General features: G+C 72.1%; 17 protein-coding genes. 7 read left to right on the forward strand and 10 right to left on the reverse strand.

The window, feature by feature from the left end; all coding sequences use genetic code 11:
• Positions 1-19 precede the first annotated feature (19 nt).
• Positions 20-238 (reverse strand): DUF3073 domain-containing protein, encoded by a 219-nt coding sequence (locus OE229_RS05890; RefSeq protein WP_262136924.1) that lies wholly within the window; start codon positions 236-238, stop codon positions 20-22.
• 158 nt (positions 239-396) lie between these two features.
• Here OE229_RS05890 and OE229_RS05895 point away from each other — a divergent pair, with 158 nt between their 5' ends.
• Positions 397-1,542 (forward strand): NAD(P)/FAD-dependent oxidoreductase, encoded by a 1,146-nt coding sequence (locus OE229_RS05895; protein ID WP_262136926.1) that lies wholly within the window; start codon positions 397-399, stop codon positions 1,540-1,542.
• A gap of 127 nt (positions 1,543-1,669) precedes the next feature.
• Here the strand turns inward: OE229_RS05895 and OE229_RS05900 are convergent, their stop codons facing one another.
• The 4 genes from OE229_RS05900 to OE229_RS05915 form a co-directional block, all read right to left on the reverse strand.
• Positions 1,670-2,110: a DoxX family protein gene (locus OE229_RS05900; protein WP_262136928.1), complete on the reverse strand. Its 441-nt coding sequence runs from the start codon at positions 2,108-2,110 to the stop codon at positions 1,670-1,672.
• A gap of 120 nt (positions 2,111-2,230) precedes the next feature.
• On the reverse strand, positions 2,231-2,506 hold the full coding sequence (locus OE229_RS05905) for a DUF3072 domain-containing protein (RefSeq protein WP_017886246.1): 276 nt from the start codon (positions 2,504-2,506) through the stop codon (positions 2,231-2,233).
• Positions 2,507-2,657: 151 nt separating this feature from the next.
• Entirely contained in the window at positions 2,658-3,413 is a 756-nt protein-coding gene (locus tag OE229_RS05910; protein ID WP_182064699.1) for a hypothetical protein, read from the reverse strand.
• A gap of 11 nt (positions 3,414-3,424) precedes the next feature.
• The gene (locus OE229_RS05915) at positions 3,425-5,650 is read right to left on the reverse strand and encodes an APC family permease (protein ID WP_262136931.1); all 2,226 of its coding nucleotides are present in this window, start codon (positions 5,648-5,650) and stop codon (positions 3,425-3,427) included.
• Positions 5,651-5,780: 130 nt separating this feature from the next.
• Between OE229_RS05915 and OE229_RS05920 the strand changes: the two genes are divergently transcribed.
• Positions 5,781-6,212 carry a MerR family transcriptional regulator gene (locus OE229_RS05920; RefSeq protein ID WP_209133123.1) on the forward strand — a complete coding sequence of 144 codons (432 nt, stop codon included), beginning with the start codon at positions 5,781-5,783 and terminating at the stop codon, positions 6,210-6,212.
• 94 nt (positions 6,213-6,306) lie between these two features.
• Here the strand turns inward: OE229_RS05920 and OE229_RS05925 are convergent, their stop codons facing one another.
• From OE229_RS05925 to yczE, 3 genes are all read right to left on the reverse strand, one after another.
• A complete protein-coding gene (locus OE229_RS05925) occupies positions 6,307-6,888 on the reverse strand; it encodes a PadR family transcriptional regulator (RefSeq protein ID WP_027465044.1) in 582 nt (193 codons plus the stop codon).
• The gene (locus OE229_RS05930) at positions 6,885-7,757 is read right to left on the reverse strand and encodes a DUF4097 family beta strand repeat-containing protein (protein ID WP_259580430.1); all 873 of its coding nucleotides are present in this window, start codon (positions 7,755-7,757) and stop codon (positions 6,885-6,887) included. The genes OE229_RS05925 and OE229_RS05930 overlap by 4 nt, the downstream gene beginning before the upstream one ends.
• A 134-nt stretch (positions 7,758-7,891) precedes the next feature.
• Complete coding sequence (yczE, locus tag OE229_RS05935) at positions 7,892-8,575, reverse strand: membrane protein YczE (RefSeq protein WP_262136935.1); 684 nt, start codon at positions 8,573-8,575, stop codon at positions 7,892-7,894.
• Positions 8,576-8,636: 61 nt separating this feature from the next.
• Between yczE and yczR the strand changes: the two genes are divergently transcribed.
• The 3 genes from yczR to OE229_RS05950 all read left to right on the forward strand — a co-directional run bounded on the left by yczR (position 8,637) and on the right by OE229_RS05950 (position 14,457).
• Positions 8,637-10,088, forward strand: a complete 1,452-nt coding sequence (gene yczR, locus OE229_RS05940; RefSeq protein ID WP_262136937.1) for a MocR-like transcription factor YczR — start codon at positions 8,637-8,639, stop codon at positions 10,086-10,088.
• A gap of 87 nt (positions 10,089-10,175) precedes the next feature.
• Positions 10,176-10,850: a DUF6518 family protein gene (locus OE229_RS05945; RefSeq protein WP_262136938.1), complete on the forward strand. Its 675-nt coding sequence runs from the start codon at positions 10,176-10,178 to the stop codon at positions 10,848-10,850.
• A gap of 109 nt (positions 10,851-10,959) precedes the next feature.
• The gene (locus OE229_RS05950; protein ID WP_262136940.1) at positions 10,960-14,457 is read left to right on the forward strand and encodes an efflux RND transporter permease subunit; all 3,498 of its coding nucleotides are present in this window, start codon (positions 10,960-10,962) and stop codon (positions 14,455-14,457) included.
• Here OE229_RS05950 and OE229_RS05955 read toward each other — a convergent pair.
• Positions 14,454-14,750: a hypothetical protein gene (locus OE229_RS05955; protein WP_262136942.1), complete on the reverse strand. Its 297-nt coding sequence runs from the start codon at positions 14,748-14,750 to the stop codon at positions 14,454-14,456. The two genes, OE229_RS05950 and OE229_RS05955, sit on opposite strands and share 4 nt — an antisense overlap.
• A 142-nt stretch (positions 14,751-14,892) precedes the next feature.
• Complete coding sequence (locus tag OE229_RS05960; protein WP_209133135.1) at positions 14,893-15,909, reverse strand: alpha/beta hydrolase; 1,017 nt, start codon at positions 15,907-15,909, stop codon at positions 14,893-14,895.
• A 152-nt stretch (positions 15,910-16,061) separates the two neighbouring features.
• Here OE229_RS05960 and OE229_RS05965 point away from each other — a divergent pair, with 152 nt between their 5' ends.
• Both OE229_RS05965 and OE229_RS05970 read left to right on the forward strand, forming a co-directional pair.
• Positions 16,062-16,916 (forward strand): PPK2 family polyphosphate kinase, encoded by an 855-nt coding sequence (locus OE229_RS05965; protein ID WP_262136943.1) that lies wholly within the window; start codon positions 16,062-16,064, stop codon positions 16,914-16,916.
• A gap of 267 nt (positions 16,917-17,183) precedes the next feature.
• Entirely contained in the window at positions 17,184-19,307 is a 2,124-nt protein-coding gene (locus OE229_RS05970) for a DEAD/DEAH box helicase (protein ID WP_262136944.1), read from the forward strand.
• Positions 19,308-19,382: the final 75 nt, after the last annotated feature.

The raw sequence follows: 19,382 nt of genomic DNA on the forward strand, positions 1-19,382 counted from the left end.
GGCGTCACTGCGAGAGAGGTCAGGCGGACTTGTTCTGGTCTGCCTGGGTCTCGAACTCGTCTTCGTCTTCCGCCGATTCCGGACCGTACTGGTCCGCCCAACGGTCGACGTAGTCCTCGTCGGAGTGTTGTCCGGCGGAGAGCTCCTGCTCGAGCGCACCGTAGTTCGTCTGCGGGCTGAAGTACTTCAGCTCGCGGGCGACCTTGGTGTGCTTCGCCTTCTGACGGCCGCGCCCCATGCGTGACCCCCTCGTTCGGCTCTGGTCCGGTCCTGGCGAATGACGGAGGATCACTCGGGGAACCAGACGGTTCGTGGTTTGAAATCTGCCGATCACTCTACCATGTACCTCGATCTGGACGTCGCGCGACGGCTGGCCCGCACAGCAGAATCGAAGTGATGACGGAACCCCTCGAGACCCCGGTCGACCAGCACGCCCGCGTGGTGGTGATCGGTGCGGGGCAGGCGGGGCTCTCGGTGGGATACCACCTGCGTCGCCTCGGGCTCGTCCCCGGCAGCGACCTGGTGATCCTCGACCGCGCGCCGAGCACCGGTGGGGCGTGGCAGTTCCGGTGGGAGGCCCTGCGGCTCGGGGCGGCGCACCGGGTGCACGACCTGCCCGGCATGCGCGCGATGGGGCTGGAGTTCGACGACGCCGACCGGTCACGACCCGCGCGGGACGTCGTCGGTGAGTACTACCGGCGGTTCGAGCAGCACTACGACCTGCGGGTGCGGCGCCCGGTCACGGTGACGTCCGTCTCACGCATCCACGGCGACGGCGGCGTGGCACGCGACGCCCCGGCGGACGGCGGGCTGTGCGTCACGACCCGGAGCGCCGACGGCACCGTCACGCGCATCCGTGCCGAGGTCGTGGTGAACGCGTCCGGCACGTGGGGCACCCCGTTCGTGCCGTGGTACCCGGGCCGCGACGTGTTCCGCGGACGCCAGATCGACACGACCGAGTACCGCAGCGCCGCCGAGTTCACTCGCCAGGACGTCGTGGTGGTGGGCGGTGGGACGAGCGCGATCGGGTTCCTGCTCGAACTCGACGGCGTCGCCCGCTCGACCCGGTGGTTCACCCGGCGCCCGATGGTCTGGGCCGGGAGCGCGTCGCTCGACGTCGAGTCCGCGGTGGCCGCCGTCGACGAACAGGACCGGGCCGCCCGTGCTGGCGAGGTCCTGCCGAGCATCGTCAGCGGCACCGGGGTCCCGGTGTCGCGACGGATCCGTGCCGGCATCGACCGCGGCGTGCTGCGTGACGAGCCGATGTTCACGCGCATGGACGAGACCGGCGTGGTGACGGCGGACGGCACCCACGTGCACGCCGACGCCGTGATCTGGGCGACCGGGTTCCGCGCCGACCTGCGGCACCTCGCACCGCTGCACCTGCGGACCACGGCGGGCGGGGTGGTGGTCGAGGACGGCCGGTCGACCGAGGAGCCGCGGTTGTTCCTGGCCGGCTACGGGCCCCAGGCGTCGACCATCGGTGCGAACCGGGCTGGCCGACGCATCGCCCGCCAGGTCGTGGACGCGCTGGCGGCCTGAGCGGCCGCGCGGTCCATCGCACGGTGCGAGGGACCGCATGAACGGTGCGAGGTTCCGTTCCCGGTGCGGGCCTCTTGAGCTCGCACGGGCGACGGAACCTCGCACCGGACGGACTGAAACGCGCGGCTCAGGCGGGCAGGGGCTCCTCGACGCCACGACGACGGCGCGAGGACTTGAGCACCATGGCGTCGAGCGAGAACCGCCCGGGCCCGGTCAGCGCCACGGCGAGCGACGCCACGGCGAGGACGAGCACGTACTCGAACCCGCCGTCCTGCGAGTAGAAGCCCGAGGTGCCGTGCGCCAGGAACCCAGCGACGACCATGTCGACGGCCAGGAGCACACCGACGACGCGGGTCGCGACGCCGAGCACGAGCAGGATGCCGCCGACGAGCTCGAGGCCGGCGACGAGGGGTGCTGCGACCTCGGCGAGGGGGACGCCCATGCCCGAGAAGCCCTGCACCACGTTGGGGATGCCCTGGGCGAACTTCTGGGCGCCGTGGGCGATGAACACCACCCCGAGGACGATGCGGAGCGCGGTCAGGCCGATGGAGGTCGATGTCGTTCGCATGGCCACGAAGGTAGCCGGTGACGCGTCATCGATCGTCCTCGAACAGGGGACTGACCGCGCTTCGCCAGAACATGCCCAGAGCATGTCCAGACAGCGGTCCGCCGAAGGGCGGACTGCTCCTCAGGAATCGGCGCCGCGGCCGGTCTGCTGCTGGAGGCGGTCGATGTGCTCCGACGCCTGCGCCTTGGTGAGGTCGGCGGGGAGCTCCTCGCCGGCTTCACGGGCCAGGGTGTCGAGGTAGCTGCGCTGCGGTCCGGTCATCGGTTCGTCGCCGGTGACCCACTGCTCGGGGTCCTTGCTCGCGTCGGTGGAGGGGTCGGGTCGGGGGCCGCCGAGGGTCTCGCCCTGGATCGGTGCGTCCGGGGTCTGCTGCTGGTCGCGGTCTGCGTCACTCATGTCGGCGACGGTACGCCGCACCCCCGTCACGACACGCAGCAGCGGCGTCCCCCGAAGCGGCACAGCGGGAGAGCGGTCCGCCGCGCACAGCGGTCCACATCTGCACCGGGGCGGCACAGTGCACACCGGCACGCATCCGCGTCGAAGCGGCTCAGACGGCCGCCGCCGCGTACCGCACCAGATCGGGCCCGACGGCACTCGTGGCGATCGGCACGACGCGGTCGGCCCGCCGGATCCAGATGGTCGCCGCACGCTCGTCGATCCGGTCGACCTCGTGCAGCTCGCCGTCGAGGAGCACCGACGCCGTGACCCGGACCCGGCCGCTCGCCGGACGTGGCGGCAACCCGACCACGTCGTCGCCGTACGCCGGGTGCTCTCCGGGCTGCAGGAACGGTGACACCGGAGCGGTGACGACCTCGAGTCCCTCGTCGACCGCGGTCACCGCCACCAGGCGGACGGCCTGGTCGGTCGGCAGCGGCACGTCGACGACGGGCTCGGCGGTGGGGCCGGCCAGTGCGCGGAAGGCGGGCCGACCGTCGGGGGCGAGGTGGGCCTCCAGGCCGTCGATCCGGACGCGACCGCGCCCACGGGAATCGGCGTAGACACCGGGCTCGATGCCGGACTGCCGCGCCTCGAGCCGGGTGAGCACGACGCGGTCCGGGCGGTACCAGTCGCGGAGCGCGGCCGGGTCCACCCAGCCGACGCTCGGGACGCCGCGGGAGAGCGCGGCGGACTCGTCGGCGGCGCGCTCGTCGCGCGCGCCGAGGGGGTGCTCGCCACGCACGGCGACGAGTCCTTCGAGCGGGCTGCCGGCCGGCGGCTCGTGGTCGAGCACCTCGACGCGCTTCGAGACCTTGCCGCCGTGTCCGTCGAACGTGGCGAACGTCCGCAGGTCACTGATGGTCATGGGGCCACATGCTACGACTCGTCGGCTCCCCGTCGCGGCGGGGAGGGCACGAGGGCGTGGATCTCGCCCGTGCAGAGTGCGGGGTCGACGCCGTCGGCGGGGCCGGCCGGACGGGTCGCGCGGCGCGGCTGGATGCTGTTGCGCTCGGCGGACCGGAGGAGGCGGTCCTCGGCTGCGGCCTCGGCCGACGACCCGGGCTGCGCCGGGCGGCGGAGCGGGGGCCGGACGGGCTCGCCGCGGCGCTCCTGGCCGGGCAGCGGGCGGGAACGGCGGCCGTACAGCAGCTCGGACGAGTCGAGCAGCCACGGCACCAGGGCCACGGTGACGCCGTGCACGAGCAGCAGCTTCTTGCGGATGCGGCGGCCGCGGTGGTTGTGGAGCAGGCCCTCCCACCAGTGCCCGACGATGAAGATCGGGGTGTAGACGGTGACGACCTCGGATCCGTGCTCGGCCCGGTGTGCCTTGATGTACTTGATCAGGGGCATCGAGATGTCGCGGTACGGGCTCGGCACGATCGTCAGTGGCACCTGGATGCCGTACTCCGCCCACTGGTCGCGCAGGCGTTGGGACTCGGCGTCGTCGATCGCGACGTGCACCGCCTCGATGCTCGCGTGCTCGGCGGCGACCGCGTAGTCGAGCGCCTTGAGCACGGGCTTCTGCAGCTTGTTCACCAGGACGATGGCGTGGTCCCCGGTGGCGCCGAACTTCGTCTCGACGTCGGCCTCGATCTCGTGCGAGACGTCGCGGTAGTAGCGGTTCACGCCGAGCATGAGCACGTACAGCACCGGCATGATCAGGAACACGAGCCAGGCGCCGTGGGTGAACTTCGTGATCGTGACGATGACGAGCACCACGAGGGTGAAGGTCGCACCGATCGCGTTGATCGTGCGGGAACGGACGACCTGCCCACGGTTCACGGCAGGGTCACCCGCCGGCACCGTCCCGTCCCGGTCTGCCCGCAGCAGCCGCGTCCAGTGCACGACCATGCCCGTCTGCCCGAGCGTGAACGACACGAAGACGCCGATGATGTAGAGCTGGATCAGGCTCGTGACGTTCGCCCGGTAGACCACGAGCAGCGCCGCGGCGACGAGGGCCAGGACGATGACGCCGTTCGAGTAGATGAGCCGGTCGCCGCGGGTCGACAGCGCCTTCGGGGCGTACGAGTCGCGCGCCAGGATCGAGCCGAGCAGCGGGAACCCGTTGAAGGCCGTGTTCGCCGCGAGGAGCAGGACTGCGGCCGTCGTCGCCTGGATCACGAAGAACAGCACCGAGTTGTTGCCGAAGGTCGCGGCCGCGATCTGCGCGATGAGCGAGCGCTGCGGCGTGGTGGCACAGTTCGCGAAGCCCTGCAGGTCGCAGGCGCGCTCGGCGTAGTGCACGTGCGACACGAGCGCCAGGGTGATGAGCCCGACGAACAGGACGATCGCGATGCCGCCCATGGCGACCAGGGTGGCCTGCGCGTTCTTGATCTTCGGACGGCGGAACGCCTGGACGCCGTTGGCGATGGCCTCGACGCCGGTCAGGGCCGAGCACCCCGAGGCGAAGGCGCGGAGGAGCAGCAGGATGAACGCCGCCTGCGTGGTGTGCTCGACGTTCTGCACGGTGTAGGCCGCGGACTCGGCGACCGGGGCGTTGCCGGCGGCCACCCGGACGAGCCCGGTCACGACCATCACGAAGACGCTCGCCACGAACAGGTAGGTCGGGATCGCGAACGCCTTGCTCGACTCCCGCACACCGCGCAGGTTGGCGGCGGCGAGCAGCACGACGAACAGCAGCGCGAGCTCGACGCGGAAGTGGTCGAGCATCGGGAGCGCCGAGATGATGTTGTCGACGCCGGAGGCGACCGACACGGCCACCGTCATCACGTAGTCGACGAGCAGCGCACTCGCGACGACCAGCCCGGCCTTCTCGCCGAGGTTCCGGTGCGCCACCTCGTAGTCGCCGCCGCCGGACGGGTACGCCTTGATGAGCTGCCGGTACGAGGCGACGACGACCACGAGCAGCAGCACGACGAGTGCGGCGACCCACGGTGCGAACGTCAGGAAGGCCATGCCGCCGAGCAGCAGGATCATCAGGAGTTCCTGCGGCGCGTACGCGACAGAGGACAGTGGGTCACTCGCGAAGATCGGCAGGGCCAGGTGCTTCGGGAGGAGCTGTCCTTCGAGCTTCTCGGAGGGGAGGGGATCCCCGATCAGTCGCGCTTTCAACGACCGGATCTCGTTCGTCACGAGCGGCAAACCTACTCAGTTCCGGGCGCGAGTCAACACGGTTCGCCTGCCGCACATTCCCGGTCGGCTGCGGGCGCTCCACCCTGGGTGTCGTACACCCCTTGCAGTTGACGCGGCGTCAAGCACTACAGTCGCCAGCATGAGCGCATCGACAGGCCCGGACGGCGCAGCTGCGAAAGCTCCCCACGCCATCACCGAGATGGCGCGTTCCGCCGGTGTGTCGAGTCGGACCCTGCGGCACTACGAGGCCGTCGGGCTGCTGCCGGCCACGGCCGTCGGCGCGGGCGGGCTCCGGCGTTACGACGACCGTGCGCTCGTCCGGTTGCAGCGCATCCTGCTGTTGCGCGGGCTCGGACTCGGGCTGCCCGCGATCGCGCGACGACTCGACGACGAGGCCGACGACGTCGCGGCGCTCACGGCACACCTGACGTGGCTCGAGCACGAACGGGACCGACTGGCCCGGCAGCTCGCGGCCGTGCGCACCACCGTGGCGCGCGTCGAACGCGGGGAGGACCTGACGGCGGCCGACGCGTTCGCCGGCTTCCCGCCGACACGGCTGCCGGCTTCCTGATGCGTCGGCGGCGCCCCCGCACGCAGCGGGCCGACAGACGGTGCGGACGACGGCCGGGAGGCCCTGGTCGCCACCGCCTGTCGGCCGCCGGCGGTCAGAGCGACTTGCGCAGCGCCTCCAGGCCGTCACGCAGACGCGTCACGGTGTCCGCACCGAGCGTCCCGCGGGTCGCTCGACGGCGCAGGTCCGCGCGCACCTGTTGCCGGAACGACGACAGGGCCATCTCGAGCTCGCGCAGGGCGCGGGCGCTGTCCGACGGCACGGACACGGGCTCCTCGGCGGAACCGGTCGCCGGACTCTCGGCGGCGGCGGCCAGGTCGGCACGGAGCGACCGCATGGCCTCGCCGACCGAGGCGCGCACGCCGTCGGCCAACGACTTGACCGAGTCGCTCACGCCGGACTCGACCGCGGCGATCTCGTCGGCACGCGCCGCGAGCTCGGCACGGCCGGCGTCCGTGATCGCGTAGACGGTCTTGCGGCCGTCGGCGGTCTTCGTGACCAGTCCGTCGTCCTCGAGCTTGGCGAGCCGAGGGTAGACGGTGCCGGCGCTCGGCACGTAGGTGCCGCCGAAGCGGTCCCCGAGTGCCTGGATGAGCTCGTAGCCGTGCATCGGGTGGTCGGCCAGCAGGACGAGCAGGTAGAGGCGCAGGTGGCCGTGGGCGAAGACGGGGCTCATTCGGGCACCTCGCTCTCGTTCGTCGGGGTGGTCGGCGGCGTGGTCGGCGTCGTCGGGGGTGTCGGCTCGGCGACCGGCGGGGCGTGCAGCACGGCGATGTCGCCGGAGACCGAGTTCACCCGCAGGTCGAGCCACTGGCCGGACAGCTCGCCGCCCTGCTTGACGTACGAACCGCGCACCCCGCGGATCTCGGCGTCGTCGAACTGCAGCTTGCCGGTCGCGGTGTTCACCGTGCACTTGTAGGCGACGCCGTCCGCCAGGCGGACGCTCACCGACCCGGACACCGTGTTGACGCGGGCGGACTCGGGGACCTCGTGCAGGTCGAGCACGACGTCGGCCGAGACGCCGTCGGCCTGGAACCGCGGGATCTCGCCGGTGGCCACGACGTCGCCGGAGACGGTGTGCACCGCGAGCGCGCCGTCGAGGTCGCGGATCGTGGTGGCTCCCGAGACGGCGTTGACCGTGACGTCACCCGCGACGCCGTCGACGACCAGGTCGCCGGACACCGTGTTGAGCGTCGCCCCGCGGTTCGTGCCGGACAGCAGTGCACCGGCCGAGACGACACCGAGCGTGATGCCGGCGTCGCGGGGGACCAGGATGCTGACGTCGGCGTGGGCCTTGCCGCGGAAGGACTTCAGGAACCCGATGGGGTCGTCCCACCGGACCTGGGGGTGGTCGACGGTGAGGGTGTCGCCGTCGACCTCGATGAGCATCTGCTTGCCGGACACGCTGTGGATCTCGACCCGGGCCGTGGGTTCGTCGTGTGCGACGACGTCCACCTGCCCGCCGACGAGGCCGACACGCACGGTGCGCACGATGCCGGTGTCGATGACCTTGGGCTCGTCGACGAGCCACTTCTCCTGCGCCATGTTGCCTCCTGGAACTCGCGATGTATCGCGTCTGTGCTGATCACGCTATATCGCGTTCCGCGCCGCCGCAAGGGGTCGCGCGGGATCGTGAGCAGGAATGGTCGGGTCGGGGTCGTGGACCCGACCGTTCCTGCTCACGAAGCGGGCGTGTCGGGGGTGGGGCGGGCCTCCCGGGCCGGTGCGGCGACGCTCGGAGCGGGCGCTGCTGCCGTGCGCTCGGGGCTCCACGGGAACCGGCGGAAGTGCGGCATGAGCGGCTGGACCATCGGGCCGATCGCGAAGGCGGCGACGACGGTGCCGGCGCCGACGTTCCCGCCGAGGACCCAGCCCACGATGACGACCGACACCTCGACCAGGGTGCGCGCGAGCCAGAGTGGCCAGCCGAAGCGCTCGTGCAGCCCGACCATCAGGCCGTCACGCGCGCCGGTGCCGAACCCCGCTCCGATGTAGAACGCCGTCGCGACGGCGAGCAGCGCCAGGCCCGCGGCGAACAGGGCGATCCGGGCGAGCAGTCCGGACGGCTCCGGCATGAGCCAGAGCACCAGGTCGGCGCTCGGCCCGATCGCCAGGGCGTTCAGCAGCGTCCCGATGCCCGGCTTCTGGCGCAGCGGGATCCACAGCAGCAGGATGACGCCGCTCGACACCACCGTGATGACGCCGAACGACCACGGCACGACGTTCTCGAGCCCCTGGGTCAGCACGGTCCACGAACTCACACCGACCACCGCGCGGACCTGCAGTGCGGTCGAGGCGCCGTAGAGGAACAGTCCGACGAGGAGCTGGACGAAGCGCAGGGTGCGGGCGGTGCGGCGGGGCATGTGGCCATCGTCCCGACAGATTGGCCTGCTGGTCGAGAGCCAATCGCGCTACCGTGGACCCGTGCCCCCTGTCCTGATCAGTGCCCGTGCCGCCTCCCACCTGCTGACCGACTGGCGCGCCGGCACCGACGCGCCCGCGTACGAGGCGCTCGCCGACGCCCTCCGGGTCCTCGTCATCGACGGGCGGGTCGCCCAGGGTGTCCGGCTGCCGGCCGAGCGCGGCCTGGCCGCGGCCCTCGGCGTCTCGCGCACCACCGTCGCGAACGCCTACGCCCGGCTGCGCTCCGACGGCTTCCTGGTGTCCGTCCGTGGCTCCGGCAGCGTGGTCCACCTGCCCCGTGACCTGGTCGGCCGGCCCGACCCCGAACGCCTGGGCGGGGTCGTCGAGGGGGACCTGCTCGACCTGCGCAAGGCGGCCCTGCACGCGGCCCCCGGCATCGACGAGGCGGTCGAGCGGGCGGTCCGGCACGTCCCGGCGGCGCTCGCCGGGATCGGCTACGACACCGTCGGCGACCCCGGCCTCCGCGCCGCGATCGCCGCGCGCTACACCGAGCGCGGACTGCCGACCGAGCCCACCCAGGTCATCGTCACGATCGGCGCGCAGCACGCGATCGCCCTGCTCGCGCGGGTGCTCGTCCGCCGCGGCGACGCCGTGCTCGTCGAGTCCCCGACCTACCCGCACGCGCACGAGGCCTTCCGCGAGGTCGGCGGCCGCCTGGTCGGCGTCCCCGTCGACGCGCGGACGGGGTGGGACGCCGCCGCGCTCGAGACGACGCTGCGTCGCACCGCGCCCTCCGTCGCGTACGTCATGCCCGAGCTCCACAACCCGACCGGTGCGACCATGTCCGCGTCGACCCGCCAGCTCCTGCTGTCGGTCGCGTCCTCGGTCGGCACGATCGTCATCGCGGACGAGACGATGGGGGAGCTCCGGATCGACGGATCGCCGTCACCGCCCTTGGCGTCGGCGGACCCGTCGGGGGCATCGGTCGTGATGATCGGTTCCGCCGCGAAGGTGTTCTGGGGCGGGCTGCGGATTGGCTGGATCCGCGCCGACCCGGCGCTGCTGCAGCGGCTGCTGCTCGCCCGCCCGACGGGCGACCTCGGCACCCCCGTGCTCGACCAGCTGGTCGTGCGCGAGCTGGTCCCGCGGACGGCGGCCGTCCTGGAGGCGCGGCGTGCGTCCCTGCGCGAAGGTCGCGACGCGGTCGTGGGGGCGCTCCGGGCGCGGCTCCCGGAGTGGGACGTCCCGGCACCGGCGGGCGGGTTGACGACGTGGGTGGGTCTCGGTCGGCCGGTGTCGAGCGCGCTCGTGCTCGCCACGCGGGCCGAGGGCGTGGTGCTGGCCTCGGGCGGGGTGTTCGGGCCGGACGGCGGGTTCGAGCGGTTCCTGCGGGTGCCGTTCACGATGGCCCCGGCCGACCGGGGGCGGTTGGTCGACGTGCTGTCGCGGTCGTGGGAACGGGTGGGCGGCGAGTCGAGCGGCGTGCGGGGGTCGTTGGCGGCGGTGGTCTGAGAGGTCATCCTCCGGGGTGAGGTCCGGTCGGGGGTTCTCGCTCCTCGGGGTGATGCGGCGTCGGTGGGATCCGGCGAGGCTGGTGCCATGAACGCCACCCTGTCCGCCGGAACCCCCTCGGCTGTGCCGACGCCCGTCGATCCGCCCGCGGCGGTCCCCGCCGTGGTGCGGGTCACCATCGCGCTGAGCGGGGCGTTCCTGGCGGGCGTCCTGACCTCGTTCGGGCAGGCGGTGCCCGCTCTCGCCGCCGTGTCGAACTCGGCCGGACCGTGGTTCCTCGTCGCCGCGCTGCTGTGCCTGGTGGCCGGAGTACGAGGGGGCCGGGTCGCCCTGCCGCTGGCGATGGTGCTCGGCGTCGTGCTCCTCGAGCTCATGCACGTCGGGTACTGGGCCGCGACGGTCCTGCGCGGGTTCCCCGACGTGCTGTCGATCACGAACCCCTGGGTGCTGCTCGGGGTGCCGGCCGGGCTGCTGGCCGGAGCGGCCGCCGTGGCGGTGCGGTCCCGCGATGCCCGGTGGCGAGCGGGGGCGCTCGGTGTGACGGCCGCGGTGCTCGTCGGGGAGGGGATCCGCGGGCTGCTGCAGGTCGCCGTGACGACGGGGCACGTCACCTGGGTCGTCGAGATCGTCGTCGGGGTGGCGCTCCTGGGCATCGGGGTGCTCGGCACACGGTCGCCCGTGGGGCGCGTGGTGGCGCTCGGCACCGGGGTGGTCGGGACCGTCGCGGTGCTCGGGGCGTACCTGGTGCTCGGCGGCTCCTGATCCGTCGGTCCTGATCAGACGGCGGGCCCTGGTCCCTCGGTCCTGATCCGACGGCGGGTTCTGGCTGCCAGCCGAGCGTTCGTCGGTCGGTCCTGCGAGGATCGATGACGTGCACCTCCTCTCGGTCTTCAGCCTGCGCAACCGGGCCCTCATCGCGCTCGTCACGATCGTGGTCGCGGTCTTCGGCGGCATCGCGCTCTCGAGCCTCAAGCAGGAGCTGATCCCCAGTGTCGAGTTCCCGCAGGTCGCGATCGTCAGCGCGTACCCCGGAGCCACGCCGGAGGTCGTGTCGAACGACGTCTCGACCAAGATCGAGCAGGCGATCCAGGTCGTCCCGGACCTCGAGTCGACCAGTGCGACGTCGTCGACCGGGCAGAGCGTGGTGTCGGCGTCGTTCCAGTACGGATCGAACCTGGCCAGCGCCGAGGACAAGATCCAGACCGCGGTGAACGCGCTGTCGCTGCCCGACTCGGTGCAGACGCAGATCGTCACCGGTTCCTTCGACGACCTGCCGGTGCTGCAGGTCGCCGTGTCGGCGTCCGGCAACCAGGAGCAGCTCGTCGACCGGCTGCAGGCCTCGGCGATCCCCGACCTCGAGAAGCTCGACGGTGTTCGGCAGGCGGACGTCTTCGGCAACCCGGGACGACGGGTCGTCATCACGCCGGACCCGGACGAGCTCGCCGCGCGCGGCCTGAGCCAGACCGCGATCTCGGACGCGCTCGACGACAACGGCACCCTGATCCCCGGCGGCACGATCACCGAGGACGGCTCGACCCTGTCGGTGCAGACGGGCGAGCGGATCGCTTCGCTCAAGGACATCCGCGCCCTGCCGCTGACGAGCTCGTCGAGTTCGTCGGGGTCGGACGGGTCCGGGTCGGGTGTCGCCGGTGCCGACGGGACTGCGACGTCCGGTGACGGCACGGCTCCGGGTGCCACCGGCACGGGGGCGACCGGCACGGGGGCGACCGGCACGGGGGCGACCGGCGCCGGTGCGGCCGGGACCGGCACGGGTGCGGCCGGTGCCGCGCCCTCGGGAGACGCCGCGACGGACGGGTCGACGACCGCGGCCACGGCGACGGACACCACCCTGGGCGACGTCGCGAAGGTCGCCATCACCGAGTCGCCGCGCACCTCCATCAGCCGTGTGGACGGGCGGCAGGCGCTGACGATCTCGATCACGAAGACGCAGGAAGCGAACACCGTCGACGTCTCGAACACCGTCCGCGACGCCCTGCCCGGGATCGAGGACAAGATCGAGGGCGACCCCCGCTTCACCGTCGTCTTCGACCAGGCGCCCTACATCCAGCAGTCGATCGACTCCCTGGCCGAGGAGGGCCTGCTCGGGCTCGCCTTCGCGGTGCTCGTCATCCTGGTGTTCCTGCTGTCGTGGCGCTCCACGCTCGTCACCGCGATCTCCATCCCGACGTCGGTGCTCCTCGCCGCGATCGGCATGCGTGCTGCCGGGTACACGCTCAACATCATCACGCTGGCCGCCCTCACGATCGCGATCGGCCGCGTGGTCGACGACTCGATCGTCGTCATCGAGAACATCAAGCGGCACATGCTCCCTGGTGTCGACCGCGGCCAGGCCGTGCGGGACGCCGTTCGCGAGGTGGCCGGTGCCGTCACCGCCTCGACCCTGACCACCGTCGCGGTGTTCCTGCCGGTCGCCTTCGTCGCCGAACTCGTGGGGGAGCTGTTCCGACCGTTCGCCGTGACGGTCACCCTGGCGCTCGTCGCGTCGCTGTTCGTCTCGCTCACGATCGTGCCGGTGCTGGCGTACTGGTGGCTGCGCCCGCCGAAGGCGAAGCCGGGCGACGCGACGGTGGCAGCGGATGCAGGGGTGGACGCCGCGCCGTCGGCTGCCGATGCCGACCGCGATCGCAACCGCGATCGCGATCGGGATCGCTCCGAGGGTGCGCTCGCCTCCGCCGCGGACCTGCACGACGCCGACCGGGTCGACCGCCTGCGCCGTGTCTACCTGCCGGTGCTCCGTTGGGTCGTCCGCAAGCCGGTCGTCGTCATCCTGCTCGCCGTGATCGTGCTCGGCGGCACGGCCGCCACGCTGCCGTTCGTCACCACGAACTACCTCGGCGACTCGGGGCAGAACACGTTCACGGTCACGCAGGACCTGAAGGCCGGTTCGAGCCTCGCCGTCCAGTCCGAGTCCGCACGCAAGGTCGAGCGGGCACTGCAGGACGTCGACGGCGTCGAGACCGTGCAGACCACCATCGGCACGAGCGGCCAGTCGATCCAGGCGGCGTTCGGCGGGGGCGGCAGCGCCTCGGTGCAGTACGCCGTGACGACCGACGCCGAGGCCGACCAGCCGACGATCCAGGCCGACGCCCGGAAGTCGATCGGGGCGATCGAGGACGTCGGCGAGGTCACCATCGCGTCCTCCGGCGGAGGGTTCGGTGGCAGCAGCGACATCGAGGTGGACGTCACCGCGCCCACCCAGTCGCAGCTCGAGACGGCGTCGCGCCAGGTGCTGCAGACCATGCAGTCGGTCCCGGACACCACGGGCGCCACGAGCAACCTGTCCGCCGCGGAGCCGTTCCTCGCCGTCCGGGTCGACCGCCAGAAGGCCGCGTCACTCGGCCTGACCGAGACCCAGGTGGGTGGCCTCGTCGCCGCAGCGGTCTCGCCGCGGGACACCGGCAGCATCGAGATCGACGACGCGACGCTCGACGTCTACATCGCCGACCCGGAGCCGCCGACGACCATCGCCGCACTCCGTGCCCTCGACGTGCCGACGAGCACCGGCACGGTCCCGCTGTCCGACGTCGCCACGGTCGAGGAGTCCGAGGGCCCCACCACCGTCACCACGACGAACGCGGCCCGTACCGCCACGATCACCGTGACGCCGGACGCGACGAACCTCGGTGCGGCCGTGCAGTCCGTCACGACCGCCGTCGACGAGCTCGACCTGCCGAAGGGGGCGACCGCCTCGATCGGTGGCGTCGCCGCCAGCCAGTCGTCGGCGTTCTCGCAGCTCGGGCTCGCGGTGCTGGTCGCCGTGCTGATCGTCTACGTGATCATGGTCGCGACGTTCCGGAGCCTGCTCCAGCCGCTGCTGCTGCTCGTGTCGGTGCCGTTCGCGGCGACGGGCGCGATCCTGCTGCAGATCGCCTCGGGCGTCCCGATCGGCGTCGCGTCGCTGATCGGGCTGCTCATGCTCGTCGGCATCGTCGTGACGAACGCGATCGTGCTCATCGACCTCGTCAACCAGTACCGACGGCGCGGGTTGCGGGTGCGCGAGGCCCTGATCGAGGGGGCCACCCGACGCCTCCGTCCGATCCTGATGACGGCGATGGCGACGATCTTCGCGCTGCTGCCGATGGCGATCGGGCTGACCGGCAAGTCCGGCTTCATCTCGCAGCCGCTGGCACTGGTCGTGATCGGTGGCCTGGTGTCCTCGACGCTGCTGACGCTCGTGGTGCTGCCAGCGCTGTACTTCGTGGTCGAGCGGGCTCGCGAACGCAACGACGACCGGATCGCCGCGGGGAAGACCCGCAAACAGGCGCGCGCTGAGCGACGCCAGGAACGCGCGGAGCTCCGGCAGGAACGACAGCGGCGACGGGCGGCGCGATCCGGCGGCGCTGCCTAGCGGCGGTACTCGGCGTCGATCGCGGCGAGGGGCGAGACGACGACGCGCTCGGGTCGCTCTTCGCGCTCGACGGCCCGGAACCACGACACCAGCACAAGGGTCAGTGTCACGAGGAACACCACGGCGGCGCACTGCGACACGACGGCCAGCTGCCCGGTGACCGAGGCGTACCCGCCGAAGGCCACCGCTGCGACGAACGACAGCCCGAGCAGCAGCTCCCCGAACGTCTGCAGCGCCGGGCGGTCCCAGCGGGTCGCAGCGGCGCGGGCAGGGCGGGTCGAGGTGTCGGTCACCCCCGAAGTCTGCGGCCGGGGGCTCGGCAGCGGCAGTCCCGACTCCGGGTGGCACCCACCCGGGGCACGCGGTCGGTCGCCGGCGCCGGCGCCGGCAGCCTGTCGGCCGATCGCGCTGCCAGCCCGTCGAGCGACCGTGCGGTCAGCCCAACTGCGTCCGCAGGAACGTGACCACCCGGCGGCTCATCGCCTCGTCGAGCTGGGCGATCGAGTGCGCCGTGCCCTCGACCGCCACGAACGTCACCGGGACGTCGTGGGACCGGAGCGTCGCGGCGAACTCCTGTGACTCCCACATCGGGATGAACTCGTCGGTGGAGTGGCCGATGAAGAACGGCGCGGTGTCCGAGGTGACGTGGAACTCCGGCGACGCCCGAGTGGCCGCCGGGCACCTGGCGTAGGACCGGCACCCCAGGTAGAGCAGCTGCTTGCGCTGGAAAGCCGCCGAAACACCGTCGGGCTCGGTGGACCGGGTGGTCAGGTTCGTCGGCCCGCTCAGGTCCACCACGGCGCGGATCCGGTCGCCGTCGGCGTACGCGGCGGAGTCGTGGTCGGTGACGGCGAGCATCGCGGCGAGGTTGCCGCCGGCGCTCCCGCCGAACACACCCACGCGCTGGGAGTCGACGTCGTAGGTCTCGAGCGTCGCCGGACGGAACACGTAGTCGAGCGCACGGCGGACGTCGTCGAGCCCGGCCGGGAACGGATCCGTCGGTGCCAGGCGGTAGTCGACGTTGAACGTCACGAAGCCCTCGGACGCCAGGTACTTGCACACGGACCGGTACGCGGCCGTCGCCTTGTCGCCGTGTGACCAGCTGCCGCCGTGGATCATCAGGACCGCCGGACGTCCGGTGGTGGCCTCGACCGCTTCGGCATCGGGGTCGGCGGTCGCCGAGGCGGACGGCGTCGTGGTGGGCGTCGCCGTCGTCGCGGGGGCGCTGTCAGAGGGCAGGCACACGTCGAGGCGCTGCAACGGGTCGGCGCCGTAGGGCACGTCGGCCACCACGTCGATGCCGTGGTACCGCAGCGACAGCGGGTAGATGATGCTGTCCGCGGTCACGGTGGCGTTCTCGTCACCGACCGGGTCCGTGCTGCAGGACGCCATCGCGCCGAGCGCCACGACCGCGGCGACGAGCGCGAGCACTGAGCGGCGGCCGGACTTCATCACGTCCACGCTAGCCGCCCCGGCGGCCGCCCACGTCACCCGAGCGGAGGAACCGCGAGCAGCGCTCCCGGCGTCGACCGGCCACACCGACGTCACCGGGCAGTGCGAGGATGAGCACGGCAGTCGCCGACCGGAGCACCGCAGGAGGACCCGTGAGCAGTCGCAAGGCCTGGAACGCCGATCCCGAACCACTGCTCCGCGTCGAACCCGGGTTCCGCCTCGACCAGGTCGACCCCGATGGCACCCCGGGCTTCCCCGGTCGCAAGATCGACGGCCTCGAGGCCCTCGCCGCCGGAGCCTCCCGCCTCGCCGCCCTGCAGGAACGCCTGTACGCGGCCTCGACCGCCGGTGACGAGCGCCGGGTGCTGCTCGTGCTGCAGGCGATGGACACCGCGGGCAAGGGCGGCATCGTCTCGCACGTCGTCGGAGCGGTCGACCCGAACGGCGTGCACTACGCGGGCTTCAGGGCCCCGACAGCCGAGGAACGCGAGCACGACTTCCTCTGGCGCATCGAGAAGCAGCTGCCCGCAGCCGGGCAGCTCGGCGTGTTCGACCGCTCGCACTACGAGGACGTGCTCGCCCAGCGGGTCCGTGGGCTCGCCGCGCCGGACGAGATCGAACGTCGGTACGGCGCGATCACCGCCTTCGAGGACGGGCTCGCCGCCGCCGGCACGACCATCGTCAAGGTGATGCTGCACATCTCGAAGGACGAACAGCGCGAGCGCCTCGGCGACCGACTCGACCGCCCCGACAAGCACTGGAAGTTCAACCCGGGCGACATCGACGACCGCCTGCTCTGGGACCGCTACCAGCAGGCGTACCAGATCGCCCTCGACCGCACTTCCACCCCGCAGGCGCCCTGGTACGTCGTTCCCGCGAACCGCAAGTGGTACGCGCGCCTCGCCGTGCAGCAGCTCCTGCTCCGGGCGCTGGAGGACATGCACCTGTCCTGGCCCAAGGCGGACTTCGACGTCGCCGAGCAGCGTCGTCGGCTCGCGGAGTCCTGAGCGCGACCACCGGCCTGGAGGCCGTCCCGCGCCCGGTACGCCGCCACCGGACCGCGTGGGGCTGGCGTCAGCGCGCCGGCTCGCGTAGACTCACTCGGTCGGCCTTCGACGTCGTGACATTGTGATCACGGAAATTCTGCTGGGTGTGTGTTGCTCGAGGGCTGGAATCACGTCGACTCGCGACGGGATGAACCCCCTCTCCGCAAGCAGCCCCCGCCGATGTCGCTGTCGGGCGCTGCGGTACGTTGCGCACCCGAGAAAGCAGCCATGGCCCCGTACAACAAGGGCGGCGCGGACAACCGCGCCTCCGACCGCGTCCGCCACCCGAACGGCACCCCCGCCGCCCGCAGCAGCAAGCACCGCGGGTTCCGCGCCGCCGACTCCTCGCAGCCGCGCCAGAAGCAGCGCTGGGACGCCGAGGAGCGTCGCGGTCGCGCGTCGCAGGGCGAGCGTCCGGCTCGTCCGAACTGGGAGCCGCGCGACAGCGGCGGCCAGCGTCGCCCCGACCGCGACGACCGTGGCGGCCGTGGCTTCAACCGCGACGACCGCGCACCGCGCAGCTTCAACCGCGACGACCGTGCACCGCGCAGTTTCAACCGCGACGACCGTGCTCCCCGTCGTGACAACGAGGACCGTCCGCGTCGCTTCGACCGTGACGACCGTGCTCCCCGTCGCTTCGACCGTGACGACCGTGCTCCCCGTCGTGACAATGACGACCGTCCGCGTCGTTCGTTCGACCGCGATGACCGTGCACCGCGCAGCTTCAACCGTGACGACCGTGCTCCCCGTCGTGACAACGACGACCGTCCGCGTCGTTCGTTCGACCGCGATGACCGTGCACCGCGCAGCTTCAACCGTGACGACCGTGCTCCCCGTCGTGACAACGACGACCGTCCGCGTCGTTCGTTCGACCGCGATGACCGTGCACCGCGTCGTGACAGCGACGACCGTCCGCGTCGTTCGTTCGACCGCGATGACCGTGCACCGCGTCGTGACAACGACGACCGTCCGCGTCGCTCGTTCGACCGCGATGCTCCGCGCAAGTTCGACCGTGACGGCCGCGCCCCGCGCAAGTTCGACCGCGACGACCGCACCGACCGTGCCCCGCGCCGCTCGTTCGACGAGCCCGAGCGCGGCGGGTTCGTGCCGGCCGACGACGTCAAGCTCGAGAAGCTCCAGGCCGAGGCCACCATCGCGGCCGACGTCGAGGGCGTGACCTTCGGCGACCTCGGCATCGGCGGCAACATCTCCCGCGCCCTGCAGGAGCTCGGCGCCTCGAGCCCGTTCCCGATCCAGGCGGCGACGATTCCCGACGTGCTCGCCGGCAAGGACGTCCTCGGCCGTGGCCGCACCGGCTCCGGCAAGACCATCGCCTTCGGCGCGCCGCTGGTCGAGAAGCTCATGGAGCACGGCGGTGGCACCAAGCGCAAGATGGGCCGCGCCCCGCGTGCGCTCATCCTCGCGCCGACCCGCGAGCTCGCCCTGCAGATCGACCGCACGGTGCAGCCCATCGCGCGTTCGGTCGGCCTGTTCACGACGCAGATCTACGGCGGCGTGCCCTACGGCCGTCAGGAGGGCGCGCTCGAGCGCGGCGTCGACATCATCGTCGGCACCCCCGGCCGCGTCCAGGACCTCATGAACAAGGGGAAGCTCGACCTCAGCGAGGTCATCATCTCCGTGCTCGACGAGGCCGACCACATGTGCGACCTCGGGTTCCTCGAGCCGGTGCAGGAGATCCTCTCCGCCACGGCCGAGGTCACCCCGCAGGGCAACCGCGCGCAGAAGCTGCTGTTCAGCGCGACGCTCGACACCCAGGTCGCGGCGCTCGTCGAGCAGTTCCTGCACGAGCCGAGCGTGCACGAGGTCGCGGGTGAGGACCAGGCGTCCTCGACCATCGACCACCGTGTCCTCGTGGTCGAGCAGCGCGAGAAGGACCGTCTCCTCGAGGAGCTGGTCGCCGGCGACGGCAAGACCATCGTCTTCGCCCGGACCCGTGCCTACGCCGAGCGTCTGGCCGACCAGTTCGAGGACGCCGGCATCCGCGCGACCTCGCTCCACGGCGACCTGAACCAGTCGCGCCGCACCCGCAACCTGCAGCTGCTCACCAGCGGCCGGGTGAACGTGCTCGTCGCCACCGACGTCGCCGCCCGCGGCATCCACGTCGACGACGTCTCACTCGTCGTGCAGGCGGACGCCCCGGACGACTACAAGGCGTACATGCACCGCTCCGGCCGCACGGGCCGTGCCGGCAAGGAGGGCACGGTCGTGACGATCGTCCCGCGTGGCCGCATCCGCAAGATCGAGGGCATCCTCGAGCGCGCGGAGATCGAGGCGGACCTGGTGCAGGCTGCACCCGGTGACGGCATCGTGTCGGAGCTCGCCGCGCGGTAGTCGCGACCACACGACGGACAGGAGGTGGGCCCCACCAGCTGGTACCGGGCCTCCCGTCCGTCACATGGTGCGCAG

Origin of the sequence: Curtobacterium poinsettiae (assembly GCF_025677645.1) — a bacterium.
Taxonomy (GTDB): domain Bacteria; phylum Actinomycetota; class Actinomycetes; order Actinomycetales; family Microbacteriaceae; genus Curtobacterium; species Curtobacterium poinsettiae_A.